Annotated in this window: 28 protein-coding genes; 17 read left to right on the forward strand and 11 right to left on the reverse strand. The window is 65.6% G+C overall.

Features of this window, described 5'->3' with window-relative positions; translation table 11 throughout:
• Window positions 1-6: 6 nt before the first annotated feature.
• From ccoN to CN673_RS03900, 17 genes are all read left to right on the forward strand, one after another.
• Window positions 7-1,644, forward strand: coding sequence for a cytochrome-c oxidase, cbb3-type subunit I (ccoN, locus tag CN673_RS03825; RefSeq protein WP_370853003.1), 1,638 nt, complete (start codon window positions 7-9; stop codon window positions 1,642-1,644).
• A gap of 3 nt (window positions 1,645-1,647) precedes the next feature.
• Window positions 1,648-2,400, forward strand: coding sequence for a cytochrome-c oxidase, cbb3-type subunit II (ccoO, locus tag CN673_RS03830; protein WP_099864859.1), 753 nt, complete (start codon window positions 1,648-1,650; stop codon window positions 2,398-2,400).
• A 7-nt stretch (window positions 2,401-2,407) separates the two neighbouring features.
• Complete coding sequence (locus tag CN673_RS03835; RefSeq protein WP_370853000.1) at window positions 2,408-2,596, forward strand: cbb3-type cytochrome c oxidase subunit 3; 189 nt, start codon at window positions 2,408-2,410, stop codon at window positions 2,594-2,596.
• Window positions 2,587-3,468 (forward strand): cytochrome-c oxidase, cbb3-type subunit III, encoded by an 882-nt coding sequence (gene ccoP / locus CN673_RS03840; RefSeq protein WP_099864860.1) that lies wholly within the window; start codon window positions 2,587-2,589, stop codon window positions 3,466-3,468. The genes CN673_RS03835 and ccoP overlap by 10 nt, the downstream gene beginning before the upstream one ends.
• A complete protein-coding gene (locus tag CN673_RS03845; RefSeq protein ID WP_099864861.1) occupies window positions 3,465-3,653 on the forward strand; it encodes a hypothetical protein in 189 nt (62 codons plus the stop codon). Before ccoP ends, CN673_RS03845 begins: the two co-directional genes overlap by 4 nt.
• 13 nt (window positions 3,654-3,666) lie before the next feature.
• Window positions 3,667-4,485, forward strand: coding sequence for a DUF2189 domain-containing protein (locus CN673_RS03850; protein WP_099864862.1), 819 nt, complete (start codon window positions 3,667-3,669; stop codon window positions 4,483-4,485).
• 4 nt (window positions 4,486-4,489) lie between these two features.
• Window positions 4,490-6,721, forward strand: a complete 2,232-nt coding sequence (locus tag CN673_RS03855) for a heavy metal translocating P-type ATPase (RefSeq protein ID WP_099865066.1) — start codon at window positions 4,490-4,492, stop codon at window positions 6,719-6,721.
• On the forward strand, window positions 6,718-6,903 hold the full coding sequence (ccoS, locus tag CN673_RS03860) for a cbb3-type cytochrome oxidase assembly protein CcoS (RefSeq protein WP_099864863.1): 186 nt from the start codon (window positions 6,718-6,720) through the stop codon (window positions 6,901-6,903). Before CN673_RS03855 ends, ccoS begins: the two co-directional genes overlap by 4 nt.
• Window positions 6,904-6,922: 19 nt before the next feature.
• The gene (locus CN673_RS21425; RefSeq protein WP_280951159.1) at window positions 6,923-7,054 is read left to right on the forward strand and encodes a hypothetical protein; all 132 of its coding nucleotides are present in this window, start codon (window positions 6,923-6,925) and stop codon (window positions 7,052-7,054) included.
• Between the two features lie 131 nt (window positions 7,055-7,185).
• Window positions 7,186-7,803, forward strand: coding sequence for a DUF6522 family protein (locus CN673_RS03865; protein ID WP_157928796.1), 618 nt, complete (start codon window positions 7,186-7,188; stop codon window positions 7,801-7,803).
• A 9-nt stretch (window positions 7,804-7,812) separates the two neighbouring features.
• Complete coding sequence (locus CN673_RS03870; protein ID WP_099864865.1) at window positions 7,813-8,961, forward strand: NnrS family protein; 1,149 nt, start codon at window positions 7,813-7,815, stop codon at window positions 8,959-8,961.
• 74 nt (window positions 8,962-9,035) lie between these two features.
• A complete protein-coding gene (locus CN673_RS03875) occupies window positions 9,036-9,236 on the forward strand; it encodes a hypothetical protein (protein WP_099864866.1) in 201 nt (66 codons plus the stop codon).
• On the forward strand, window positions 9,233-9,463 hold the full coding sequence (locus tag CN673_RS03880; protein ID WP_245409758.1) for a hypothetical protein: 231 nt from the start codon (window positions 9,233-9,235) through the stop codon (window positions 9,461-9,463). Before CN673_RS03875 ends, CN673_RS03880 begins: the two co-directional genes overlap by 4 nt.
• A gap of 82 nt (window positions 9,464-9,545) precedes the next feature.
• Window positions 9,546-10,007 carry a pseudoazurin gene (locus CN673_RS03885; protein WP_099865068.1) on the forward strand — a complete coding sequence of 154 codons (462 nt, stop codon included), beginning with the start codon at window positions 9,546-9,548 and terminating at the stop codon, window positions 10,005-10,007.
• Window positions 10,008-10,029: 22 nt separating this feature from the next.
• Window positions 10,030-11,175 (forward strand): copper-containing nitrite reductase, encoded by a 1,146-nt coding sequence (gene nirK / locus CN673_RS03890; protein WP_099864867.1) that lies wholly within the window; start codon window positions 10,030-10,032, stop codon window positions 11,173-11,175.
• 106 nt (window positions 11,176-11,281) lie between these two features.
• Window positions 11,282-11,986 (forward strand): Crp/Fnr family transcriptional regulator, encoded by a 705-nt coding sequence (locus CN673_RS03895; RefSeq protein ID WP_198585876.1) that lies wholly within the window; start codon window positions 11,282-11,284, stop codon window positions 11,984-11,986.
• Between the two features lie 269 nt (window positions 11,987-12,255).
• Window positions 12,256-13,278 (forward strand): LysR family transcriptional regulator, encoded by a 1,023-nt coding sequence (locus tag CN673_RS03900; RefSeq protein WP_099864869.1) that lies wholly within the window; start codon window positions 12,256-12,258, stop codon window positions 13,276-13,278.
• On the opposite strand, the gene CN673_RS03905 is transcribed toward CN673_RS03900, so the two are convergent.
• From CN673_RS03905 to trbB, 11 genes are read right to left on the reverse strand one after another with little or no spacing between them, the layout of a single operon-like run.
• Window positions 13,190-13,450: a DUF2274 domain-containing protein gene (locus CN673_RS03905; protein WP_099864870.1), complete on the reverse strand. Its 261-nt coding sequence runs from the start codon at window positions 13,448-13,450 to the stop codon at window positions 13,190-13,192. The two genes, CN673_RS03900 and CN673_RS03905, sit on opposite strands and share 89 nt — an antisense overlap.
• Window positions 13,451-13,452: 2 nt before the next feature.
• Window positions 13,453-14,592: a TraB/TrbI/VirB10 family type IV secretion system protein gene (locus tag CN673_RS03910; protein ID WP_099864871.1), complete on the reverse strand. Its 1,140-nt coding sequence runs from the start codon at window positions 14,590-14,592 to the stop codon at window positions 13,453-13,455.
• Complete coding sequence (gene trbG, locus CN673_RS03915; RefSeq protein ID WP_099864872.1) at window positions 14,589-15,581, reverse strand: P-type conjugative transfer protein TrbG; 993 nt, start codon at window positions 15,579-15,581, stop codon at window positions 14,589-14,591. The genes CN673_RS03910 and trbG overlap by 4 nt, the downstream gene beginning before the upstream one ends.
• Window positions 15,578-16,267 carry a conjugal transfer protein TrbF gene (gene trbF, locus CN673_RS03920; RefSeq protein WP_099864873.1) on the reverse strand — a complete coding sequence of 230 codons (690 nt, stop codon included), beginning with the start codon at window positions 16,265-16,267 and terminating at the stop codon, window positions 15,578-15,580. The genes trbG and trbF overlap by 4 nt, the downstream gene beginning before the upstream one ends.
• Window positions 16,264-17,607 (reverse strand): P-type conjugative transfer protein TrbL, encoded by a 1,344-nt coding sequence (gene trbL / locus CN673_RS03925; protein ID WP_099864874.1) that lies wholly within the window; start codon window positions 17,605-17,607, stop codon window positions 16,264-16,266. Before trbL ends, trbF begins: the two co-directional genes overlap by 4 nt.
• A gap of 4 nt (window positions 17,608-17,611) precedes the next feature.
• Window positions 17,612-17,899: a putative entry exclusion protein TrbK-alt gene (gene trbK-alt, locus CN673_RS03930; protein ID WP_099864875.1), complete on the reverse strand. Its 288-nt coding sequence runs from the start codon at window positions 17,897-17,899 to the stop codon at window positions 17,612-17,614.
• Window positions 17,900-17,916: 17 nt separating this feature from the next.
• Complete coding sequence (gene trbJ, locus CN673_RS03935) at window positions 17,917-18,699, reverse strand: P-type conjugative transfer protein TrbJ (RefSeq protein WP_099864876.1); 783 nt, start codon at window positions 18,697-18,699, stop codon at window positions 17,917-17,919.
• Complete coding sequence (gene trbE, locus CN673_RS03940) at window positions 18,696-21,245, reverse strand: conjugal transfer protein TrbE (RefSeq protein ID WP_099864877.1); 2,550 nt, start codon at window positions 21,243-21,245, stop codon at window positions 18,696-18,698. The genes trbJ and trbE overlap by 4 nt, the downstream gene beginning before the upstream one ends.
• A 10-nt stretch (window positions 21,246-21,255) precedes the next feature.
• Window positions 21,256-21,537 (reverse strand): VirB3 family type IV secretion system protein, encoded by a 282-nt coding sequence (locus tag CN673_RS03945; protein WP_099864878.1) that lies wholly within the window; start codon window positions 21,535-21,537, stop codon window positions 21,256-21,258.
• Window positions 21,537-21,869 carry a TrbC/VirB2 family type IV secretion system protein gene (locus CN673_RS03950; RefSeq protein ID WP_099864879.1) on the reverse strand — a complete coding sequence of 111 codons (333 nt, stop codon included), beginning with the start codon at window positions 21,867-21,869 and terminating at the stop codon, window positions 21,537-21,539. Before CN673_RS03950 ends, CN673_RS03945 begins: the two co-directional genes overlap by 1 nt.
• Window positions 21,866-22,846: a P-type conjugative transfer ATPase TrbB gene (gene trbB, locus CN673_RS03955; RefSeq protein ID WP_099864880.1), complete on the reverse strand. Its 981-nt coding sequence runs from the start codon at window positions 22,844-22,846 to the stop codon at window positions 21,866-21,868. Before trbB ends, CN673_RS03950 begins: the two co-directional genes overlap by 4 nt.
• Window positions 22,847-23,122: the final 276 nt, after the last annotated feature.

Consider the following 23,122-nt stretch of genomic DNA (forward strand, 5'->3'; position numbering starts at 1 on the left):
GACCGCATGATCGGCCAATTGACATCGGGCGAGCGTGAGGCGGCGCTCGTCATCTGCGGCGTGACGGCGCTGGCGGGCGCAGCCCTTGGTCTTGTCGGCCGCCATGATGTGGTTGCTTGGCACGGGCTGCTGATCCTGCTCTTCGCCGGCGGTTTCGGGTTCCTCCTGATGACGCGGATCGGCCTGCCGGAGCCGACAGGGGATCGTGGGACGTCTTACTATGACGATCCGATCAAGGCCGGCATCACGCTCGCCATGGCCTGGGCCGTCTTCGGCATGTTCATGGGTGTCTGGGTGGCCGCGCAGCTCGCATGGCCGGATCTTGCCTTCGACGGCGGCTGGTCGACCTTCGGCCGGCTGCGACCGACGCACACGACCGGCGTCATCTTTGGTTTCGGCGGCAATGCGCTGATCGCGACCTCGTTTCACGTCGTCCAGCGCACGTCGCGCGCGCGGCTCGCCGGCCAGATCAGCCCGTGGTTCGTGCTCCTCGGCTACAATCTCTTCTGCCTGCTCGCCGTCTCTGGCTATCTTCTGGGCGTCACCCAATCGAAGGAATATGCCGAGGCCGAATGGTATGCGGACCTGTGGCTCGTTATCGTCTGGGTCACCTATTTCATCCTCTATCTGCGCACGCTCGCGAGGCGTCGCGAACCGCACATCTATGTTGCCAACTGGTACTTCATGGCCTTCATCGTGGTCGTGGCGATCCTCCACATCGTCAACAATCTGGCGCTCCCGGTCTCGTGGGGCCACGCCAAGAGCTACACGATCTGGCCGGGCGTCCAGGACGCGATGGTGCAGTGGTGGTACGGCCACAACGCCGTAGCGTTCTTTCTGACCGCCGGCTTTCTCGGCATGCTCTACTACTACCTGCCGGTGCGGGCTGAGCGGCCGATCTTCTCCTATCGGCTGTCGATCCTGAGCTTCTGGGGCATCACTTTCTTCTATATGTGGGCGGGATCGCACCACCTGCATTACACCGCTCTGCCGCATTGGGTGCAGACGCTCGGCATGACGTTCTCCGTCATGCTCCTGGTGCCGTCATGGGCTTCGGCCGGCAACGCGCTGCTGACGCTCAACGGCGCCTGGCACCGGGTCCGCGATGACGCCACGCTGCGTTTCATGATGGCGGCGGCGGTGTTTTACGGGATATCGACCTTCGAAGGCTCGTTCCTCGCCATCCGGCCGGTCAATGCCCTCAGCCACTATACCGACTGGACCGTCGGCCACGTCCATGCGGGCGCGCTCGGCTGGGTGGCGCTGATCACTTTCGGCTCGTTCTATACGCTGGTGCCACGCCTGTGGAAGCGCGAGCGGATGTACTCGGCGGCGCTGGTCGAGGTGCATTTCTGGCTGTCGATCGCCGGCACGCTGATCTACGTCTTCGCGATGTGGAATTCCGGCATCATCCAGGGGCTGATGTGGCGGACCTACACGGAAGACGGCGCGCTTGCCTATTCCTTCGTCGATTCCCTGGTCGCCATGTACCCCTATTACATCGCGCGCGCTTTCGGCGGGCTCCTCTTCCTCATCGGCGCGATCGTCGGTTGCTACAATATGTGGATGACGGTGCGCGCCGTTCCGGAGGCGACGCGCCGCGCCGCGGATGAACCCGTTGCCGCCGCAGTGCCCGGAGAATGACGGATGCCTGAGTTCTTTCATCGCAAGCTCGAACGCTCCGCGATCGGCTTTGTGCTCGCCATCATCGCCGCGGCGAGCGTTGGCGGCATCGTCGAGATCGCGCCGCTCTTCACCATCGACGAGACGGTCGAGGAGGCGCCTGACATGCGGGTCTATACGCCGCTGGAACTCGCCGGCCGCAACATCTATGTCCGCGAGGGCTGCTATGCTTGTCATAGCCAAATGATCCGCACGCTGCGCGACGAGGTCGAGCGCTACGGTCCCTATTCGCTTGCCGTCGAGTCGCAATATGACCGGCCGATGCTGTGGGGCTCGAAACGGACCGGGCCGGACCTTGCCCGCGTCGGCGGCAAATATTCCGATTTCTGGCATGTCGCGCATCTCGTCAATCCGCGCGACGTCGTGCCCGAATCCAACATGCCGTCTTACGCCTTCCTGGCGCGCAACCGGTTGCGCACCGATGATCTGTCCGGCCATCTGCGTGCGCAGCAGGCGCTCGGCGTGCCCTATACCGACGAGATGATCGAGAACGCGGCCCGCGACGCCTATGGCCAGGCCGCACCTGACAGCGCGGCAGCGCCCGGCGTCGGCGAGCGCTACGGCCCGGCGACGACGGTCAGCGCCTTCGACGGCGTCGCGACGCAACTGACCGAGATGGATGCGCTGGTCGCCTATCTGCAGGTGCTCGGGCGGCTGACCGATGCCGCCTATCGCAACACGGCCGCGCCCGAAGAAGCGCCGGATCCGGCGGAATGAGGCAGCCATGATCGATCTCGACCACCAAGCCGTCGTCGCCTTCTCCAAGAGCTGGGGCCTTTTCTACCTGATGGGCTTCTTCCTCTGCGTCGTCGTCTACGCCTTCTGGCCGTCGAACCGGAAACGCTTCGACCACGCCAAGATCAGCATCCTCGACCGGGACGACAAGCCAGGGAAGTCAAGGCCATGGAAGTGAAGGAACGCGACCCCGTCACCGGCCGGCAGACGACCGGGCACGAATGGAACGGCATCAAGGAGCTCGACACGCCCGTCCCGCGCGGCGTGCTGATCTTCCTGATCGTCACCCATATCTGGGCGATCGCCTGGTGGTTCCTCGTTCCGTCATGGCCGATCGGCACGACCTATACGAAGGGGTTTTTGGGCGTCGACCAACACACCACCGTCGAGCAAAGCATCGTCCAGGGCCAAGCCGAGCGTGCGCCCTGGACCGAGCGTGTCGTGGCGGAACCGTATGAAACGATCCTTGCCGACACAGCGCTGATGCAGACGGTCCGCAGCGCCGGCGGCCAGCTCTTCGGCGACAATTGCGCGGCTTGTCACGGCCGTGACGCAAGCGGCCGGGCGGGCTATCCGGATCTGACCGACGACGACTGGCTGTGGGGCGGCGAGCCGGAGACGATCGAGCAGACCTTACGGCTCGGCATCAATGCCGCGCACCCGGACAGCCGGATCGCGCAGATGCCCGCCTTCGGCCGCGACCAGATGCTTGAACGTACCCAGATCCACGACGTCGCAGCTTTTGTCTTTTCCTTGAGCAACCCTGACTATTCCACCGAGGAGACCGTCGACCGCATCGCCTCTGGCCGCGAAGTGTTCGCGGCGAGCTGCGCCGCCTGCCACGGAGACGCCGGCGAAGGCATCGCCGATATCGGGGCGCCCAATCTGACCGATGATCGCTGGGTCTATGGCGGCGACATGGAAACGATCATCGCCTCCGTCCATGGCGGCCGGCAAGGCCACATGCCGACCTGGGACGAGCGAATGACGGATGCCGAGATTCGCACGCTGTCGCTCTACGTCCACGATCTGGGGATGAGGCGGCCATGAACGCTCAATCTAAGTCCCGAAGATCATGGCTGCTCTGGACGCTGATCCCGGCCGCGCTCGCCGTCTTCGCCGCCGCCAACATCCACCTCGTCTATGTCGCCGTGACGTCACAGCCCGATTGCGTGCCGCATCTGAAGGAAGCGGGCGGGGGCGAGACCTATCGCGCGGCGAAGTCGGCCTGTTGAAGGGATCTGCGACATGAACGACACCGACCATTCCTACGGGCTCCTCAGCGAAACGTCCGGCATCGGCGAAACGCGTGATCCGCGCCTGCAACGCAACCTGCCGGTCTTTGAGGGACTTCGCTGGCTCCGCGCCGGCTGGCGCGACTACCGCTCTGCGCCGCTTTCCAGCATTGCCTATGGCGTCGGCATCTTCGTCCTGTCGGTTGCCTTCATCTGGACGCTGGTGGCGTTCGGAAGGGACTACATCCTGCTGCCGGCGCTTGGCGGATTCCTGATTGTCGCTCCCTTCCTGGCGATCGGCCTTTACGAAAAGAGCCGCGCCATCGAGGAAGGCAGGACCGTTACGCTCGGCGACATGCTGCGCATCCGCCCGGCGGCGGGAGCGCAAGTATTCTTCGCCGGACTTCTGCTAATGCTGCTGGTGCTCCTTTGGAACCGGGCGGCGGTTCTGATCTGGGCACTGTTCTTCGGCGTGACGGCATTTCCGGGTCTCGACCATATCCTCGGTCTTCTCTTCGGCACGGCCTATGGCTGGACGATGGTGCTGGTCGGCTCAGTGATCGGGGGTCTCTTTGCCGCCTTCGCCTTCGCCATCAGCGTCTTTTCTGTGCCGATGATGCTCGACCGGCGCATCGATGCACCGACGGCGATGGGCATGAGCATGAAGCTCGTCTGGAACAATCTGGCGCCGATGATCGCCTGGGGCGCGATGGTGATGATCCTGTTCGCCGTCTGCGTGGCGAGCGGCCTTCTCGGCATGATCGTGATCTTCCCGCTGCTCGGCCATGCGACCTGGCATGCCTACCGCGCCGTCGCCGTTCCGGAGGCGTGAGGCGATGAGCTGCTGCGCAACCGGCACGGAGGGCGCGCTGATGCTGGCATCCGGCGCATCCGTCGCGCCCGAGGAAATCCGGCTTGCCAGCCGCGCGCTCGGTGACGGATACGTCCAGACCGATATCGCGGTCCCGGCAGCGCATTGCGGCGCGTGCATCCTTGCCGTCGAGAACGCCCTGTCGGCGCTGCCGGGCGTGGTGAGCGCACGTCTCAACCTGACCGCCCGGCGCGCCACGGTCAAATGGCGCGGCGACGGCCCCGTGCCGTCGATGATCGAGGCGCTACGCAGGGCCGGCTACGAAGCCAGCATTACCGATCCGTTCGATGATGCGGGCGACGCCGAGATGGGCCGGCTGTTGCGCGCCACGGCCGTCGCCGGTTTCGCGGCAATGAACATCATGCTCTTGTCGGTCTCGGTCTGGTCCGGCGCCGATGCCGAAACGCGGCACGCGTTCCATCTCGTCTCGGCCGCACTTGCCCTGCCGACCGTCGCCTATTCCGGCCGGGTGTTCTTCGGCTCCGCATGGAGCGCGCTGAAGGCCGGCCGCACCAATATGGATGTGCCGATCAGTGTCGGCATCCTGCTCGCCTTCGGCCTCAGCACCTATGATGCATTGACCGGCGGACATCACGCCTATTTCGATGCGGTGACATCGCTCCTGTTCTTCCTTCTGGCAGGGCGCACGCTCGACCACGCCATGCGCGGGCGTGCACGCGAGGCGGTGCGCTCGTTGGCGCGCATGATGCCGCGCGGCGCGACCGTCATCGGTGCGGACGGCAGCCGCGACTATCGCGAAGCGCAAAGCCTCATTCAGGGCGAGATAGTGTTCGTCGCCCCTGGCGACCGCGTGCCGGTGGATGCGACGGTGCTGGAAGGGCAGGGGCTGCTCGATCTTTCGGTCGTCACCGGCGAAACGGCGCCCGAAACGGTCATGCCGGGGTCGTCGGTCCTGTCCGGCGCGCTCAATCTGGACGCCCCGCTCGTCATCCGGGTCGATCGACGACCGCAGGATTCGTTCCTCGCCGACATGGTTCGACTGATGGAGGCGGCGGAGGGCGCGCGGGCGCGCTATCGCCGGATCGCCGACCGCGCGGCGGCGCTCTATTCGCCGGTCGTCCACCTCGTCGCACTGGCGACGCTCGTCGGATGGCTGGCCGCGACCGGCGACTTCCATCGTTCGCTGACCGTGGCAATCGCGGTCCTGATCATCACCTGTCCCTGCGCGCTCGGCCTTGCCGTGCCGATGGTGCAGGCGGTCGCCGCACGCCGCCTGTTCGCGATGGGCGTGACGCTGAAGGATGGCGCGGCGCTGGAGAGGCTGGCCGAGATCGACCATGTGGTGCTCGACAAGACCGGCACTTTGACCACCGGCCGCATGAGCGTTGCAGCGCATTCGCTGTCGCGGCCGGATCTGGAACTGGCGGCAACGCTGGCAAAGGCGTCGCGCCATCCCGCAGCAGTCGCCATCGCCGCGCTCCAGCCAAATGCCGACGCAGGGATCCAGGACATTCGCGAGGTTCCGGGCGTCGGCGTCGAGGGGCATCTCGACGGCCGCCTGTGTCGGCTCGGCCGGACATCATGGGCCGCCCCGGGGGCGGTCGATGAGGGAACGGGCCTTTCGATGGATGGCGTCATGCGCGGCACGTTCCTGGTCGCCGATCAGTTGCGCCCGCAGGCAAGATCCGCCCTCAACGATTTTCGCAGGCTCGGCTTTGGCGTTGAAATGCTCTCCGGGGATGCGAAGGCGGAAGTGGCACGCGTCGCAGCGATTGTCGGGATCGATCGTCATGAAGGCGGAATGCTGCCTGCCGGCAAGGTTGCGCGGCTGGAAAACTTGCGTCAAGGCGGCGCCAAGGTGCTGATGGTCGGTGACGGGCTCAACGACGCGCCCGCGCTCGGCGCCGCGCATGTTTCCATGGCGCCGTCCTCGGCTGCCGACATCGGCCGCAACGCCGCCGACCTCGTCTTCATGGGATCGAGCCTGAAAAGCGTTCCCGAGGCGGTTCGTGTCGCGCGCAAGGCCATTCGCCTCGTGCGCCAGAACATCGGCTTGTCGATCGCTTACAATGCGCTGGCCCTGCCGCTCGCGATCGCAGGTTATGTGACGCCGCTGATCGCGGCGATCGCCATGTCGACATCGTCGATCCTCGTCGTCGCCAACGCGCTGCGCCTTTCGTCCGGAGGGCATGCGCGCGAAACCCGGTCGCGCGGCTTGCGCCCGGTGGAAGCATGAGCAGCCTCCTCGCATGGCTGGTTCCGGTCGCGCTAGGCATGGGACTTGTCGGGCTTTGCGCCTTCCTCTGGTCGATGAAGAATGGCCAGCTCGAGGATCTGGATGGGGCCGGCGAACGCGTGCTCCATCAGCCGGTCGATGCGCCGCTGCCGGCTGCCCCCGGCGATGACCGCAAGCAATAAATACCAGGAGGAAACTGCGATGACGCAGACGGCAGACAGGGATTTCGACTGGGTCGCCGCGCTGGCCTATGTCTCGGGGATCGCGGTCGTGGTGGCAAGTTTGGCCGCTCTTGCCATCAGCATGATCGCTGTTGCCTCCATCGTGTTTTGACGCCTCATCACGGCGCGGCGGTAGAGCGACGCACGCGTGGATCCGCGTCGAGTCATCCTTGGATTTGCGCTGGCGCAATTCAGCGGGCGCGGCAAGCGCTACATTTCCCTTCCCACCGACGGAGGCGAGTGATGCCTGAAGACCAGCGAATGGACGAGCCTCTGGGCGACGTCGAGATCGATGCCGAATTTGCAGCCCGCGCGTTCGGCATTCCCGTCGCGCAGTTCGTCGTCGAACTGCGCCGGGGCAACATTCATGGTCTCGTGGAAGACGGAACCGGGGACGATGCAGGTCGACGGCGGCTGAGATTGCGCTATCGCGGCCGGGAGCTGCGGATCATTCTCGAAGACGGGCGGATCGTGCAAAGCACCCTCGATGAAAATGCGCCGGCACCGGAAAAAGACATCCTGACCGAGCGTGTGAGGCTGGCGCTCAAGCGCCGCGCGGGCAATGGCGTCCCGGTTGGCATCGCGAGGCTTGCGAGTGAGATCGATCCGCGCGGACGGAAGGTGTCAGTCATCCGCCAGGCGCTGGACGACATCACGCGTGCGGACGCCGCTGCCGGCCGGCCGCTTCTCGCGACATTGGTGATTGACGATCCACACACCGAACTTCCGCCGGAAAGCTTTTTCGGGGTCGCACGCGACAATGGGCTCTTCTCCGGTCATCCGAGGGGATTGGAAGCCTATGCTTTCCATGCGCAGCAGTTGCGCCGCGCCGTAAGCGCTTATGCTCACCCGCAGGGCTGAACGCGACCGATGGGACATGTCTTCGATCAGGGCTTCCGCCCCTTTTTCCTGCTCGCCGGACTTTGGGGTGGCCTCACGGTGCCGCTCTGGCTCGCTGCCCATGGCGGCATTGTCGAGATCGCTCCGGCCTATGGCGATCGCAACTGGCACGCACACGAACTCCTGTTCGGATATGCGGCGACGGCGGTCGCCGGGTTTCTGCTGACGGCGATCCCGAACTGGACCGGGCGGCTGCCGGTCAGGGGGTGGCCGCTCGCCGCGCTTGCCGGAACCTGGGTCGCGGGCAGGGTCGCCATGCTGTCCGCCGGGGCGATCGGCCTTGTCGCCGCAGCAATCATCGATCTTGCCTTTCTGGGAACGCTGATCGCGATCGCGCTTCGCGAAATCATCCGCGGCCGCAACTGGCGCAATCTGGTGGTGATCGGCTTTGTGACCTTGCTGTTCATGGCAAACATGCTCTTCCACGTTTCCGTTGCCGCAGGGGCCGAGCCCGACCTCGCGCTTCGCATGGCGATTGCGATCCTCATCATGCTCATCGTCCTGATCGGCGGACGCATCGTGCCGAGCTTCACCCGCAACTGGCTCGCCAAGCGCGGCAGAACGCTGCCGGCAAGCTTCGGACGGACCGACCGGATCGCGATGGCCGCTTCGGCGCTGGCGCTCATTGCCTGGGTCACCATGCCCTTTTCAGCATTCACTGCGGTTCTCGCCGCCGCGGCGTCGCTGGCGCTCATGTTCAGGTTGGCGCGCTGGCGCGGCTGGGCGACGTTTCGCGAACCGCTGCTTCTCGTCCTTCATCTCGGCTATCTGTTCGTGCCGCTCGGCTTCCTGGCGATCGCCGCCGGTCCTTGGGTATCGGTGCCGCATGGCAGTGTCGTTCACCTCTGGACGGTCGGCGCGATCGGCACGATGACGCTCGCCGTGATGACACGGGCCTCGCTCGGCCACACCGGACGCATGTTGACCGCGTCGCCTGTCACGACCGCCCTCTATGCCGCGATGATCGGTGCGGCACTACTCAGAGCACTGGCGCCGGTCACGCCGGTCCACGCCGAATTGCTCCTGCTCTCTGCCGCCGCCTGGTCCGCCGCGCTTCTCGGCTTCGCAATCGCCTTCTGGCCCGTCCTCACGGGACCACGCCGGGTGGCGACCGCCTGATCGTTGCGCCAGCGCAAGCACGGAAACCGCATTTTGGTCACCCTGTCCGATCTCGTTCGTTTGGAGTTCGTTTCATGCGCCTTGATCCCGACCAGTCCGTCGACGCCGCAATCAAGGCCCACCCGGCTCTGATGCATGTCCTGATCCGCGAGCACATGTCGTGCGTCGGATGTCCGCTGGTGACCTTCTGCTCGCTCGACTATGCGGCCGTCATGCACGGCAAGACACGCGCCGACCTTGATCGGCGGCTGACCACGCAGGGGCAGCCAGCATGAACATGAAGATAGACGAGGATTTGGGCGAGATCACGATCGACCCACTGGCTCGCCGGCTCTACGACCGCTGCCATCCCGACGACAGCTTCGACGAGATGAGACAGCGCGCGCGCTTTTCCAAGGAGGATCGCGGGCTCTTGCGGGACTGGCGTGCCGCAGCGCGGTGTGTCGTGCAGCCGCGGGAAAGTGGCAGTCGGGCACAGGCTTTTGCGGCAGCGCAAAAATGACAGACCGTTACCCGCTATCAATGGCTCGCAAGGGCCGCGAACGGTGAACAGCGGTCAGACAAGCGAAGGAAAGGAAAGATCGATGAGACTGCGTCCCGCAACTTTTGCCGCCGCAACGATGATGGTCGGCCTTCTGGCCGCTCTGCCGGCGTTCGCCGCCGATCACGAGGTCAAGATGCTCAACATGGGCGGCGACGGCCAGCGCATGGTCTTCGAACCGGCCTATCTGGAGATCGAGCCCGGCGACACGGTGACTTTCGTCGCGACCGATCCCTCGCACAATTCCGAGATCATCGCCGGCATGCTGCCGGAGGGGGCTGAGGGCTGGAAGGGCCGGATCAACGAGGAATTATCGGTCACCTTCGATCAGGAAGGCGTCTACGGCTACAAGTGCCTGCCACACTACGCAATGGGGATGGTCGGCGTCATCAAGGTCGGAACGGATGTCGCCAATCTCGAAGAGACGCGGGCCGTCCGTCATCCCGGCCAGGCGGCCAAGCGCATGGCTGAACTCCTCGACGGAATCGACGTCGCCAGCAACTGACCGCACCTGAGAGGCAACGACCATGACCACCACCTGTGAACATGATGGATCCAAGGAAAGCCCTGAACTGCGAGGCAGCAATCTGACCCGTCGCTCTGTTCTGGCCGGCACAGCAGGACTCACCCTCGGCACGCTGACCATGGCGGGCACCGCCCAGGCCGAGCATCCACGCGGCAGTCCCGCCGGCCATTCTGGGGCACACGACAATCCGGGACGCAGTCTGAGCGAACGGGTTTATCCCGTGCCACAGGACGCAGTTGCCGATATCGGCCACGATCCGACGGATCTTCCCGGGCCGATTGAGCGGCGCGTGCCTGAGACCGTCCGTGTCGACTTGGAAACCATCGAACTCGAAGCGAAGCTCGATCGACAGGCGACGTTCCGCTACTGGACGTTCAACGGCACGGTGCCCGGCCCCTTCGTGCGCGTGCGGGTCGGCGATACGGTGGAAGTTCACCTGAAGAACCACCCCGAGAGCTGGCACATGCACAATATCGACTTTCACGCCGCGACCGGTCCCGGCGGCGGAGCGGAGGCGACAAGCGCGGCGCCAGGCGAGGAAAAGGCGTTCCGGTTCAAGGCCCTCAATCCGGGTCTTTATGTCTATCACTGCGCCGTGCCGCCGGTCGCCATGCACGTTGCCAACGGCATGTACGGCTTGATCCTCGTCGAGCCGGAGGACGGGCTGCCGCCGGTCGACCGCGAATTCTACGTCATGCAGGGCGAGATCTACACGACCGAAGCGTTCGGCACCGCAGGCCTGCTGACCGAGGACTACGCCAAGCTGCTCGACGAGCGGCCGGAATTCTTCGTTCTCAACGGCCATGTCGGCGCGTTGACGGAGCATTTCCCGCTGAAGGCCAGTGTCGGCGAGACGATCCGCATTTTCTTCGGCGTCGGCGGGCCAAACTTCACCTCGTCCTTCCATGTCATCGGCGAGATTTTCGACCGCGTCTATGTCAACGGCTCGGTGACGAGCACGCCTTTGACCGACGTCCAGACGGTGGTCGTTCCCGCCGGCGGCGCCGTGGTCACGGAAATGAAGCTCGAAGTGCCCGGCCGATATGTGCTGGTCGATCATTCTTTGTCGCGGGTTGAGCGCGGACTGGCCGGCTGGCTGGACGTTGAAGGTGAGGAGAACCCGGAGATCTTCGCGCCGATCGCATGATTGCGGCAGGCAAGACCAAGAGAATGCGGCCCCCTCGACCGGGGGCCGTTTGGTCATGTGCTCCAGCCAACCTATAGTGGAGGAAAGCAATAGAGAACGTTGCGAGATGACCATGCCCAGGCCGGCCAGACTGACGCCGCCACCCGAAATGAGCGAGACGAGTTTGTTTCAGGGCCTGGGTGCGACCGCCCTGAAAAGTGTCCTTGCCGCGGCCGTCGAGACGTCGCTGCGTGCCGGCGAGACGCTGTTCCATCAAGGCGACGAGGCAAGCCGTCTCTATCTCGTCGTCAGCGGCGTGGTGAAGCTGAGCCAGGTCGCCGCCAACGGGACGCAGCATGTCCTGCGCTTGATGTCCGCTGGCGATGTCATCGGCTGCGTGGCGGTCTTCAACCGCTTTCCCTATCCGGTAACGGCAAGCGTAGAGGAAGACGCCACGCTGATATCCTGGGCCGAGCCGCAGTTCTGGCATCTCATGGAAGATCATCCGGAATTGATGACGAATGCGCTGCGGACGGTGGGTCAGCGCACGCAGGAGTTCGTTGCCCGGCTAGGCGAAGTCAACGGCGCCACCGCCGAGCAGAAGGTCGCACGCGCCGTGCTGCGGCTGGCCCGCCAGGCGGGGATCAAGGAAGCGGACGGCGTGCGCGTCGGCATGACGCGGCAGGACCTCGCCGACATGACTGGCATCACCTATTTCACGATCAGCCGGATTCTGAGCGACTGGAAACGGCGCGAGTTGGTCGAAGCCGGCCGGCGCGAAATGCTGGTCAGGAACCCGCATGCACTGCTGCTCCTCTCCGACGGAAGCTGATCCGCCGTTGCCAGCATCGGGCACATTTGACCTAGCGCAAAAAGCCGACTGCACCGCGATGTTATCCGACGACACCGGTGGCGGACCGGCCAACCGCGCAGAACGCCGCATTTGACCTTGACCACGGCCTAGACGGAAAATCGATACCCTTCTAGCAAATGGTCGATGCGGGCCTACCCGGACACGTCGCTCAGACGCCGTCTACCAGTATTTGGCCGGTATCGACCAAGGACGACGGGTTCAGTGCACGTTTTTGCCGGCAATCGCCGATGCTGCAGAAGTCGCCAGCCGAATTAGATCCAAGGATAGTCGAGGCTTTTGAAGTGGCCTCACATGTGAATGAGGTATCAGCGATCGTGGATTACCATATGCGGCATCTGCGAATCGTGCTGGCCACCGCTGACCATCGGAGCTTTCGTAGAGCTGCTCTTTCCCTTGGACAACATCCGTCCTGTGTGAGCCGTCGCGTAAGAGAGTTGGAAGATCACCTCGGTGTCAGCCTTTTTGAACGATGCACGTCTGGCGTTAGTCCGACAATCGCCGGGCAGCGCTTTGTTGAACTCATTCGTCCCGCCGTATTGCGGATCGATGAAGCGACACGCGGCGCGGGTTCGGCCGGCAGGGCTGAGATCGGAACGCTACGCATCGGAACCATCGTCACGATCGCCGGTGGGTTCTTGCGGCGGCTTGTCGAGATCTATTGCGCAAAGTACCCCGATGTCGCGGTCGATATTGTCGACGGCGGGCGAGACGAGCATCTTGCTGCAATTCGAATGCGTGAACTCGACGTCGCCTTTTTTCCTGCAGCGAACGAGATTAGCGACTGTGAAACAATCGCGTGTTGGTCGGAAAGAGTTCATATCGCCTTGGCTGACGGGCATCCGCTGTCACGGCGTGCGTCGCTGGACTGGAACGAACTCAAGGACGAAACCTTCATCGTCAGCAAATTCGAACCTGGCCCGGAGGTCCACCAATACATTGTCCGTCGCTCCAGCGACTATGGCGTTCATCCGCTGATCATTCCGAAGCCCAGTCTGCAGGAAACGCTCATGAACCTCGTCGCGCTCGGGCAGGGGATCACACCGGTGGTCGCCAGTTGGAGGGCTGTGAGGCTGCCCGGGCTGACACTCCGTCCGCTGCGCGATTGCGCAGACATCGTGCCGTTTCACGGCATTTGGTCACCGGGAAATGACAATCCTGCGCTCAGGCGGTTCTTGAGCCTGTCTCGCGCGGCAGCGAAGAACAACTCACTGTGCGGCGAGCCTTTGCGAAACCCCGATCCGTGGCGATGAACCTCTCCAGCATCGGCACGATCAGCTTCACTGGATCGGCGACCGGCTGGCCGGTCTCGCGGGCCAGCACCTCGGCATAGGCGACCAGATCGCGGTGCAGCGGCGCGGGCAGTTCTACGGTGACCTTGACGGGCTTGTCGTCTGGCAGCGGGCCAAGCTTGAGTTTCGTCATGGTCAGTCTCCTGCGTTCTCGAATACGAGGTCACGGGTCACAATGACGCGGACCGGGAAGCCCGGCCGGATGGTGAGGGTGGGCGCGACCTGCAACTGGCGCTGGATGATCTGCTGGCCGGCCTGGTTGATGGTGTCCTGCGCCCCGTCGCGGATGGCGCTGATCAGCCGGTCCTCGTCGCTGGTCGCCAGCTCCGTGCCAACACCAAGCAAGGTCGAGAGCCCGGCGGCCTTCATCAGATCCCACCAATGGGAATCGACGCCGTCCTCGAGCCCGGCATAGCCGCTGGCGTCGGCGCCCGGCAGGCGCTCGAGCACGATGGATCGACCATCGGGCAGGATCAGGCGGTTCCAGACGAGCAGGACACGGCGCTGGCCGAAGCTGACGCCGTCATCGTACTGGCCGATGAGGCGCGTGCCTTGCGGGATCAGGAGCAGGCTGCCGGTCGGGCTGTCATAGACGTTTTCCGTCACCTGCGCGGTGATCTGGCCGGGCAGATCGGAGCGGATGCCGGTGATCATCGCGGCGGGAATGACCGATCCGGCCTGCAGGATATAGGGCGATGCCGGCGGCATGACGCGATCGGCCGAGACGGTCTGGCGGTCGACCGGCGCGCCCAGGAACGCGGAATGCCTGTCCTGCGTCACCGTCTGGCCGCCAAGGTCGAGACCGGCAAGGCCGGACATGGTCGCGCCGGGGACGGCTCCTCCGCGCGAGCCTGCTTGGAAGAATACATTGCTCAGGCGCGCGGCTTCTTCCTCCGCGCGCCGGCGTTCCTCGTCGGGATCGACGGCCGGCGTCGCGATAACGGGCGGCGCGACCGGCTGGCCTCGGTTCTGCGCGTCGAGAATAGGGCGGCCGAGGTCGCCGGGCAGCGCGGGGCCTAGCACAGTACCGGTATAGTCGCGTGGCAGGCCGGAGAGCCCGTCCGGCGTGGGCCGGTTCTCGGTCGAATAGAGTTCTCCGCCGCCCGGTCCCGCATCGCGGCTCTGGAGCGCGTAGATCAGCGCGCCGCCGATGCCGAGCAAGGCGACGGCGCCGACGCCAGCGAGCATCTTTCGGGACAGGCGTGTGACGCGCGGCGGTTCGGCGCGCAGGCGCATGGGTGCAGCGGTGTCCATCGTGGCATTGGTGTCGGTCATGACGGGGCATCTCCGGTCGCTGCGGGTTGCGCGGTTGTTGCTCGCGTCGGGTCGATGCGGACGATCCTGACGATCTGCTGGCGGTCGCCGCCGCCCAGGCGCAGCTCGGCAGCGCCGAACAGCCGGTCCACGATCAGGACGTTCTGGTGGATACGGGAATTGACGATCTGCGGCTCGCCGTCCGCGCCGAGCACGAAGATGGGCGGCATCTCGCCTTGCACGATGCCGCGTGGGAAGACGACATAGACGCGGCGGCCATCGTCAAAGACGGAGATCGGCCGCCATGGCGGGCTGTCGCCAGACAAGCCGTAGCGATAATTGCGCGCGGCTTCGTCCGGAATGCTAGGTGCGGCCGGGACCGTCTGGCGCTGGCTGGCTGGCGGGGCTGGATAAGCCCAGGCGACGGCCGGCATGTACGGATCGTCGCCAGCGTGCAACTCGATCATGTAGATGCGCCGGTCGGTGGTGACGACGAGATTGGTGGAGATGTCCGGCCGCGTCGGCTTGACCAGGATATGGGCGCGCCGAGCCGGGCCTGAACCGCTCTCGGTGTCGCCGATGATCCAGCGAGCGGTATCGCCGGCCGCGATCGGTCCCGCGCCGGTCAGGCTCTCGCCGGGCTCCAGCGCGATCGTCGTGATCTGGCCGGGCGCGGCATAGACCTGATAGAGCGCGCCTTCCGACCATGGATAGATCTGGATGGCGTTGTGATAGCCCTCGCGGCGCGGCTCGATACGGGCGGCAGTGTTGGCGTTTTCGACACGGCCGGCCGGCGTGTTGGCGGCCTGTCCGCCGCGTGCGACCGTCCAGGCCGGCGGGGTGTGCAGCGGCCGGGGTGTGTCATCGGTGACGGCCGTCTGCACCACGGGCAGCGGCGGCACGTCGGCGTCGTAGCTGAACTGCGGCGGCTTGTAGGTGGCGCAGCCAGCCAGCATGGTCGCCGAAAGCAGTACGGCCGCAACGGCGGGTGTGTGGGTGATCGTCTTCATTGGCTCATCTCCCGCGACCAGGAAATCGCATTGACGTAGATGCCGAGCGGATTGGCGCGCAGGCGCTCGGCGTCGCGCGGCGCCTGGATCACGATGGTCAGGATCGCTGTCCATCGCTCGGTCGTGGAAAGCTGGCCGTTCTCGTAATGGCGCTCCGTCCACGCGACGCGAAAACTGTCGGGCGAGGCCCGGATGACGCTCGACACCTCGACGGCGATCTGCTGCCGGCCGACCTTGGTGAACGGGTCGTTGGCGCGGGCGTGGTCGTTGAGAGCCGCCGCGCCGCGATCCGTGGTGAACTCGTAGGCGCGCAGCCAGTTCTGGCGGACAATGATGGCGTCGGCCGGGATCGCGCGGACCTGCTCGATGAAGCGGCCGAGATGCCAGGCGACCTGCGGATCGGTCGGGCGATAGTCGGCCACGGCCGGTGCGACGGTCTGTGCCTGGCCGAGATTGTCGACCTGCACGACCCAGGGCACGACCGTCCCGCGCGCCGATTGCCAAACGAGCGCAGAGGCGAAGCCGGCCGACAGGACCAGCGAACCGAACGCCATCAGCCGCCAGTTCCTCGCCTGGACGCGAGCGGAACCGATGCGTTCGTCCCAGACTTGAGCGGCCTTCTGGTAGGGCGTCTCGGGTTCGGGCGATTTGCCGTAATGGGTCGCGGGTCGTTTGAAGATGTTCATGAACGGTCGCTTTCGGAAAGGTTGATGGAGGAACCGGAGCCGTGGCTGTCGCCGGAACGAACGGCGTGCGCGGCGAGCGTGACGCCCCGGCCCATGGCCTGGGAGCGCTGCATCCGCTGCGCCCAGGCGGGCTGGCCGTGGGTGAGGGGTGTGGCGGAAGCCGCGCTATCGCCCAGATTGGAAGACGCCGCGCCTTTGACGCCCATCACGCTGCGCGCGCCGTCAGAAAAGCTTGACCTGATGCTCTCGCCGGCATTCGACGTTGCGCGCTTCAAGGGTGAGACGGCGGCGGAGCCTGCGGCGCGGGCGACGCCGCCAAGCCCGGATGCGACGCCGGCGGTGCCGGACTGGCCCATCGCGCCGAGCGTATAGGCGGCGGACACACCGCCTGCGGTAGCGACGCCGCCCCGTACGACCGCCGCACCGCCGGAAAGCGCAGCCGAACCTCCCTTCGCGGCGAGCATACCCGCTCCTCCGGCCGCGACGGCGGCACCGCCGACCGCAAGGCCGGTTCCGACTGCGGAGCCGGCGCCGAGCTGCGGCCCGCCGGAGACGATGCCGTTGGCGATGCCGGGACCGAAGATGCCGAGGCCGAGCAGCGACAGCGCGGCGAGCACGATGGCCATCGCCTCGTCGATCGTCGGGGTCTGACCGCCGAACCCGGCCGTGAACCGATCGAAGAGGGTCGAGCCGATGCCGATGATGACGGCGAGCACCAGAACCTTGATGCCGGAGGAGACGACATTGCCGAGCACACGCTCGGCCAGGAAGGCGGTCTTGCCGAACAGACCGAAGGGGATCAGCACGAAGCCGGCGAGCGTCGTCAGCTTGAACTCGATCAGCGTCACGAAAAGCTGGATGGCGAGGATGAAGAAGGCCAGCACCACCAGCGCCCAGGCGAACAGCAGGCAGGCGATTTGGATGAAGTTCTCGAAGAACGCGATCCATCCCATCAGGTCGGAAATGGATTCGATCAGCGGACGGCCGGCGTCGAGCCCGGTCTGCGCGACGCGGCCGGGTCGCATCAAATCTTCGACGGAAAAGCCCGTGCCGGACGCCATCAGGCCGAGGCCGGCGAACGAATCGAAGACGATCCGGGCGAGGTTGTTCCAGTTGGAGATGATGTAGGCGAAGACGCCGACGAACAGGGTCTTCTTGACGAGCCGCGCGATGATGTCGTCATCCGCGCCCCAAGCCCAGAACAAAGCGGCGAGCGTTACGTCGATGACGATCAGCGTCGTGGCAATAAACGCGACCTCGCCGCCGAGCAGGCCGAAACCGCTGTCGATGTAGGAGGTGAAGACCCCGAGGAAATCGTCGATGACGCCCGTATCACCCATGTGCCTATCGTCCTTCGCTGGATTGCGGCGCGATGGGAGGAGGTGTGCGGCCGAGGAAGCGGTCGCGGGTCTCGGCCCAGACGCGCAGGCATTCGGCATCGCCGGCGGCGGCTTCGCCGAGCTGCTGGCAGCGGCGTTGTTCGTCGCGCAGCGGGTCGACGGGCGGCTCGATCGCCGGCGCTGATCTTGCGACGGGCGCGTCCTCCTGGCGTGTCCTATCGATTGCGGCCACGGTCAGGGCAATCGCGACGAACACCACGGCTCCGAGCCGGGCCAGCATCTTGCCGTCCATCCTGGTGTCCCCCGCGCTCAGTTGCCGCTGTTGAACATCCGGGCATTGCCCGGCTGGTAGCCGGCGCCGGGCGTCAGGAAGCGCTCGCGCTGTATGCGACCCTGCTCGGCGGCCGTCGCGCGCTCGGCCTCGGTCAAGGCGTCGGCGCGGCCATTGACCGAGATCAGTGCGACCAGGTCGGACAATTGCTGCGACTGGAGGGCGAGGAGCTGGTTGCCGGCCTGCGTGGCTTGCAACGCGCCGGCAGCATTCTGGCTCTGGCCGACGAGCGTCGACATCTCGGTGCGGTTGCCGTCGATGTTGCCGACGACGCCGGCCTGGACGCGCATGGCGTCCTGCAAGCCGCCGACGGTGTTCTCCCAGCGCGAACGTGCACCCGCGACGAGCTGCTGGTCTGTGGCCGACAAAGAGACGTTGCCATATTGGCTCTGGAATGCCTGGTCGATCTGGCCGACCTCGAAGGCGATGTTCTGCGCCTCGCCCAAAAGCTGCTGCGTGCGCTGGACACTCTGCTGGAGCTGCTGGAGCGAGGAATGCGGCAGGTTTGCTAAATTGCGGGCCTGATTGATGAGCATCTGCGCCTCGTTCTGGAGCGAGGTGATCTGGTTGTTGATCTGCTCCAGCGTGCGCGCTGCCGTGAGAACGTTTTGCGCATAGTTCGACGGATCATAGACGATCCGGCCAAAGCCGAATTGCGCGTGGGTCGGGCTCGCCAGCATGGGCGACAACGCGCTCGCGCCGGCGAGCGCCAGCGCGAAAGCCGAGGCGCTGGCGAAACGGGAAATACCAATGTTTGTCATGGAAGGGTCTCCTGTGTTGGCGGGGCCGTATCCGACGCGACCGGCGCGGCGGGTTCCGACCGGTCGGCGAGATTGGTGAGGTTGGGGATCAGCTCGGCCGCCCAGGCGACGCCGCGCTCGCGCAGCCAGGCGGCGAGGAAACCATCGCGGCCGTGCTCAGCGACAAGTTGGGCAATGCGGGTCTGGTCGGTCTTGGAAGATGCAGCGCAGAGCGCGAGCCCGACTTCGGACAGCCCCAGCTCGAACAGGCGGTTGCCGCGCCGCGACTGGCAGTAATAGTCCCGCTTGGGCGTCGCCCGCGCGAGGATTTCTATCTGCCGGTCGTTGAGACCGAAGCGGCGGTAGATCGCCGTGATCTGCGGCTCGATGGCGCGCTCGTTTGGCAGCAAGAGCCGCGTCGGGCAGCTCTCGATGATGGCCGGCGCAATGGCGCTGCCGTCGATGTCGGACAGGCTTTGCGTGGCGAAGACGACGCTGGCGTTCTTCTTCCTGAGCGTCTTCAGCCATTCACGGAGCTGGCCGGCGAAACCCTCGTCGTCCAGCGCAAGCCAACCCTCGTCGATGATGAGCAGCGTCGGCCGCCCGTCGAGTCGGTCGCCGATGCGGTGGAAGAGATAAGCGAGCACGGCCGGAGCCGCTCCGGTCCCGACCAGCCCCTCGATCTCGAACGCCTGCACGTCCGAACTGCCCAGGTACTCGGTCTCGGCGTCAAGCAACCGGCCATAGGCGCCGCCGACGCAATAGGGTCGAAGGGCCTGCTTGAGGTCGTTGGATTGCAGGAGGACGGCGAGGCCGGTGATCGTGCGTTCCCCGACCGGCGCGGACGCAAGCGAGGTCAGCGCCGTCCAGATATGCTCCTTCACCTCGGGCGTGATCGAAACGCCTTCGCGCATGAGGATCGCGACGATCCAATCGGCGGCCCAGGCGCGTTCATGGGTATCCTGGATGCGGGCGAGCGGCTGGAGCGCGACGCCGTCATAGAGAGGATCGAGCGCGGCCAGCGCGCGGTCGATCGGGTCGGCCTCGTCCACGGGCGGCGCGGCGGCACTGTTGCCGCCCAGATCGTGCCAGTCGCCGCCCATGGCGAGGGCGGCGGCACGAATGCTGCCGCCGAAATCAAACGCGAAGACCTGGCTGCCCTCGTAGCGGCGAAACTGGAGCGCCATGAGCGCGAGCAGCACGGACTTGCCGGCGCCGGTCGGGCCGACGACGAGGGTGTGGCCCACATCGCCGACATGCAAAGACAACCGGAACGGGGTTGAGCCTTCGGTCTTTCCAAAGAGCAGAGAGGGGGCACCGAAATGCTCGTCCCGTTCCGGCCCCGCCCACACCGCCGAAAGCGGGATCATGTGGGCGAGATTCAGTGTGCTGATGGGTGGCTGACGGACGTTCGCGTAGGCATGGCCGGGCAGCGAGCCGAGCCAGGCATCCACCGCGTTGACGGTCTCGGCCATGGCGGTGAAGTCGCGACCCTGGATGATCTTCTCGACCAGCCGCAATTTCTCGTCGGCGATGCGTGGATCGGCGTCCCACACCGTCACCGTGGTGGTGACATAGGCCATGCCCGCCATGTCGGCGCCGAGTTCCTGCAACGCCATGTCGGCGTCGAGCGCCTTGTTCGCCGCGTCGGTATCGACAAGCACCGATTGCTCGTTGGTCATCACCTCTTTCAGGATCGCCGCGATGGACTTGCGCTTGGCGAACCACTGCCGCCTGATCCTGGTGAGCAGCCGTGTCGCATCGGTCTTGTCGATGAGGATCGCGCGGGTGCTCCAGCGATACGGGAACGGCAGCCGGTTCATCTCGTCGAGAAGGCCGGGCGTCGTCGCGGTGGGGAACCCGGTGATGGTGAGGACGCGGAGATGATGGTCGCCGAGACGCGGCTCCAGCCCGCCTGTCAGCGGCTGGTCGGCAAGCAGCGCGTCGAGGTGCATCGGCACCTCGGGCACCCGCACGCGATGCCGATTGGTCGAGATAGTGGAATGCAGATAGGTCAGCGTCTCGCCGTCATCGAGCCAGCGGCATTCCGGCATGAAGCCGTCGAGCAGCGCCAGCACGCGGTCGGTGCGATCCGCAAAGCCGCGCAGGGCTTGCCATGGATCGACGCCGGATTGCTCACGGCCCTCGTAGAGCCAGGATTCCGCACGCGCGGCTTCCTCGGCGGGCGGCAAATAGAGCAAAGTGAGAAAATAGCCCGACACGAAATGCGTGCCGGCTTCCTCGAACCCGGCTTTCCGCTCGGCATCGACCAGCGCGGAGGCAGGATCGGGAAACACACTGTCGGGATAGGTCGCCGCCTCCGAACGTTGCGCTTCGACGAAGAGCGACCAGCCGGAGCCGAGGCGGCGCACGGCATTGTTGATGCGCCCGGCGACGGCGACCAGTTCGGCCGCGACGGCGGAATCCAGATCGGGACCACGAAACTTCGCCGTCCTCTGGAACGAGCCGTCCTTGTTCAAGACGACGCCGGAGCCGACCAGCGCGGCCCAGGGCAGATAGTCGGCGAGACGCGCGGCAGTGCGGCGGTATTCGGACAGGTTCATCATCGCTCTGCCCTCACACCGACAAATGACCGGGGATGCGCAGATGCCGCCGCCCGACCTCGACAAACAGCGGATCGCGCTTCGCCGCCCACACCGCCGCGACATGGCCGATGGCCCAGATGGCGAGGCCGACCAGCCAGAGGCGCAGGCCGAGGCCCACGGCCCCGGCCAGCGTGCCGTTCAGGATGGCGATGGCGCGCGGCGCGCCGCCGAGCAGGATGTGCTCGGTCAGCGCCCTGTGGACCGGAACGGTGAAACCCGGCACCGCGTCGAGCTGTTCGAGACCGCCCGCCATCAGACGAGCGCCCCGCCGCCGAAGGAGAAGAACGACAGGAAGAAGCTCGATGCCGCGAACGCGATGCTGAGTCCGAAGACGATCTGGATCAGCTTGCGGAAACCGCCGCCCGTGTCGCCGAAGGCCAGCGTCAGGCCGGTGATGATAATGATGATCACGGCCATGATCTTGGCGACCGGTCCCTCGATGGACTGGAGGATTTGTTCCAGCGGCTGTTCCCACGGCATCGACGACCCGGATGCGCGGGCAGCGGGCGCGAGCATCAGGCTGATGACGAGGGTGGAGGCGACAGTCGCAATATTGCGCGTGCCGCGCGAGACGATGCGGATCATGAAGGGTCTCCTGTCCTGACAATGGCTGGGATGATGCGGTAGTCGCCGTCCGGGCCGAGCCCTTCGACGCGGGCGAGTTCCACCAATCGGCGCGCGGAGCCACGGCCGGCAAGGACGGCGACGAGGTCGATGGTCTCGGCGATCAGCGCGCGCGGGACCGTTACGACGGCTTCCTGGATGAGCTGTTCCAGGCGGCGCAGCGCGCCGATGCCGGAGCCGGCATGGATGGTGCCAATGCCGCCGGGATGGCCGGTGCCCCAGGCCTTGAGCAGGTCGAGGGCTTCGGGACCGCGCACTTCGCCGATGGGGATGCGGTCGGGGCGCAGGCGCAGCGACGAGCGGACCAGATCGGAAAGCGTGGCGACGCCATCCTTGGTGCGCATGGCGACGAGATTGGGCGCGGCGCATTGCAGCTCGCGCGTGTCTTCGATGATGACGACGCGATCGGCCGTCTTCGCCACTTCGGCGAGCAACGCGTTGGTCAGCGTCGTCTTGCCGGTCGAGGTGCCGCCCGCCACGAGCATGTTGGCGCGGGACGCGACGGCGTCGCGCAGGCTCGACGCCTGATCGCCTGACATGATCCCGGCGGCGATGTAGTCGTCGAGGGTGAAGACCGCGACGGCCGGTTTGCGGATGGCGAAGGCCGGCGCGGCGACGACGGGTGGCAACAGCCCCTCGAACCGCTCGCCGGTTTCCGGCAACTCGGCAGAGACGCGTGGGCTGCGAGCGTGAACCTCCGCGCCGACATGGTGCGCGACGAGGCGCACGATGCGCTCGCCATCGGCGGCGGACAGGCGCTCGCCCGTATCGGAAAGCCCTTCGGACAGGCGGTCGATCCACAACCGCCCGTCCGGGTTCAGCATCACCTCGACCACGGCCGGGTCTTCGAGAAACCGCGCGATGGCCGGACCGAGTGCCGTGCGCAACATGCGTGCGCCGCGCTGGATGGCTGGTGGACTGTGGTGTTTGGCGATCATGTCGGCCCCGGCTTCTGGCGGGGACGCGACGGTGGATCCCCGGATCGGGATCGATTAAGAGAGGCCGAAGTCCGGCCGTTTCAATAGAAATTCTGAAGCGTAGTAGCGTGGCGTGCAAAGACTGGAAGGCGGCGGCCTGGCCCGCTTAATCGACCGCTCGAATTGAATCAGCTTGGCGGCCCATTGATCTGCTTTCGACCCCATTGTCGCCGTTTAGCCCTCTGCGGTCATCGCCCAAAACTTGCCGTTCGTTGCGCATCAATTGCCGTTTGAGCG

Origin of the sequence: Neopararhizobium haloflavum (assembly GCF_002750855.1) — a bacterium.
In the GTDB taxonomy this organism is placed as follows: Bacteria; Pseudomonadota; Alphaproteobacteria; order Rhizobiales; family Rhizobiaceae; genus Georhizobium; species Georhizobium haloflavum.

What these genes read in the sequence shown, in the direction of transcription:
- CN673_RS03865 (WP_157928796.1), top strand. Translation starts at nt 7,186, where the DNA reads ATGCCTGAAGACCAGCGAATGGACGAGCCTCTGGGCGACGTCGAGATC.
- CN673_RS03850 (WP_099864862.1), top strand. Translation starts at nt 3,667, where the DNA reads ATGAACGACACCGACCATTCCTACGGGCTCCTCAGCGAAACGTCCGGC.
- ccoO (WP_099864859.1), top strand. Translation starts at nt 1,648, where the DNA reads ATGCCTGAGTTCTTTCATCGCAAGCTCGAACGCTCCGCGATCGGCTTT.
- CN673_RS03895 (WP_198585876.1), top strand. Translation starts at nt 11,282, where the DNA reads ATGACCATGCCCAGGCCGGCCAGACTGACGCCGCCACCCGAAATGAGC.
- CN673_RS03855 (WP_099865066.1), top strand. Translation starts at nt 4,490, where the DNA reads ATGAGCTGCTGCGCAACCGGCACGGAGGGCGCGCTGATGCTGGCATCC.
- trbB (WP_099864880.1), bottom strand. Translation starts at nt 22,846, where the DNA reads ATGATCGCCAAACACCACAGTCCACCAGCCATCCAGCGCGGCGCACGC.
- CN673_RS03905 (WP_099864870.1), bottom strand. Translation starts at nt 13,450, where the DNA reads ATGACGAAACTCAAGCTTGGCCCGCTGCCAGACGACAAGCCCGTCAAG.
- CN673_RS03880 (WP_245409758.1), top strand. Translation starts at nt 9,233, where the DNA reads ATGAACATGAAGATAGACGAGGATTTGGGCGAGATCACGATCGACCCA.
- trbF (WP_099864873.1), bottom strand. Translation starts at nt 16,267, where the DNA reads ATGAACATCTTCAAACGACCCGCGACCCATTACGGCAAATCGCCCGAA.
- ccoN (WP_370853003.1), top strand. Translation starts at nt 7, where the DNA reads ATGATCGGCCAATTGACATCGGGCGAGCGTGAGGCGGCGCTCGTCATC.
- trbK-alt (WP_099864875.1), bottom strand. Translation starts at nt 17,899, where the DNA reads ATGGACGGCAAGATGCTGGCCCGGCTCGGAGCCGTGGTGTTCGTCGCG.
- trbL (WP_099864874.1), bottom strand. Translation starts at nt 17,607, where the DNA reads ATGGGTGATACGGGCGTCATCGACGATTTCCTCGGGGTCTTCACCTCC.
- trbG (WP_099864872.1), bottom strand. Translation starts at nt 15,581, where the DNA reads ATGAAGACGATCACCCACACACCCGCCGTTGCGGCCGTACTGCTTTCG.
- CN673_RS03870 (WP_099864865.1), top strand. Translation starts at nt 7,813, where the DNA reads ATGGGACATGTCTTCGATCAGGGCTTCCGCCCCTTTTTCCTGCTCGCC.
- CN673_RS03945 (WP_099864878.1), bottom strand. Translation starts at nt 21,537, where the DNA reads ATGGCGGGCGGTCTCGAACAGCTCGACGCGGTGCCGGGTTTCACCGTT.
- CN673_RS03900 (WP_099864869.1), top strand. Translation starts at nt 12,256, where the DNA reads ATGCTGCAGAAGTCGCCAGCCGAATTAGATCCAAGGATAGTCGAGGCT.
- CN673_RS03885 (WP_099865068.1), top strand. Translation starts at nt 9,546, where the DNA reads ATGAGACTGCGTCCCGCAACTTTTGCCGCCGCAACGATGATGGTCGGC.
- CN673_RS03910 (WP_099864871.1), bottom strand. Translation starts at nt 14,592, where the DNA reads ATGACCGACACCAATGCCACGATGGACACCGCTGCACCCATGCGCCTG.
- nirK (WP_099864867.1), top strand. Translation starts at nt 10,030, where the DNA reads ATGACCACCACCTGTGAACATGATGGATCCAAGGAAAGCCCTGAACTG.
- CN673_RS03950 (WP_099864879.1), bottom strand. Translation starts at nt 21,869, where the DNA reads ATGATCCGCATCGTCTCGCGCGGCACGCGCAATATTGCGACTGTCGCC.
- ccoS (WP_099864863.1), top strand. Translation starts at nt 6,718, where the DNA reads ATGAGCAGCCTCCTCGCATGGCTGGTTCCGGTCGCGCTAGGCATGGGA.
- CN673_RS03835 (WP_370853000.1), top strand. Translation starts at nt 2,408, where the DNA reads ATGATCGATCTCGACCACCAAGCCGTCGTCGCCTTCTCCAAGAGCTGG.
- trbJ (WP_099864876.1), bottom strand. Translation starts at nt 18,699, where the DNA reads ATGACAAACATTGGTATTTCCCGTTTCGCCAGCGCCTCGGCTTTCGCG.
- ccoP (WP_099864860.1), top strand. Translation starts at nt 2,587, where the DNA reads ATGGAAGTGAAGGAACGCGACCCCGTCACCGGCCGGCAGACGACCGGG.
- CN673_RS03845 (WP_099864861.1), top strand. Translation starts at nt 3,465, where the DNA reads ATGAACGCTCAATCTAAGTCCCGAAGATCATGGCTGCTCTGGACGCTG.
- CN673_RS21425 (WP_280951159.1), top strand. Translation starts at nt 6,923, where the DNA reads ATGACGCAGACGGCAGACAGGGATTTCGACTGGGTCGCCGCGCTGGCC.
- CN673_RS03875 (WP_099864866.1), top strand. Translation starts at nt 9,036, where the DNA reads ATGCGCCTTGATCCCGACCAGTCCGTCGACGCCGCAATCAAGGCCCAC.
- trbE (WP_099864877.1), bottom strand. Translation starts at nt 21,245, where the DNA reads ATGATGAACCTGTCCGAATACCGCCGCACTGCCGCGCGTCTCGCCGAC.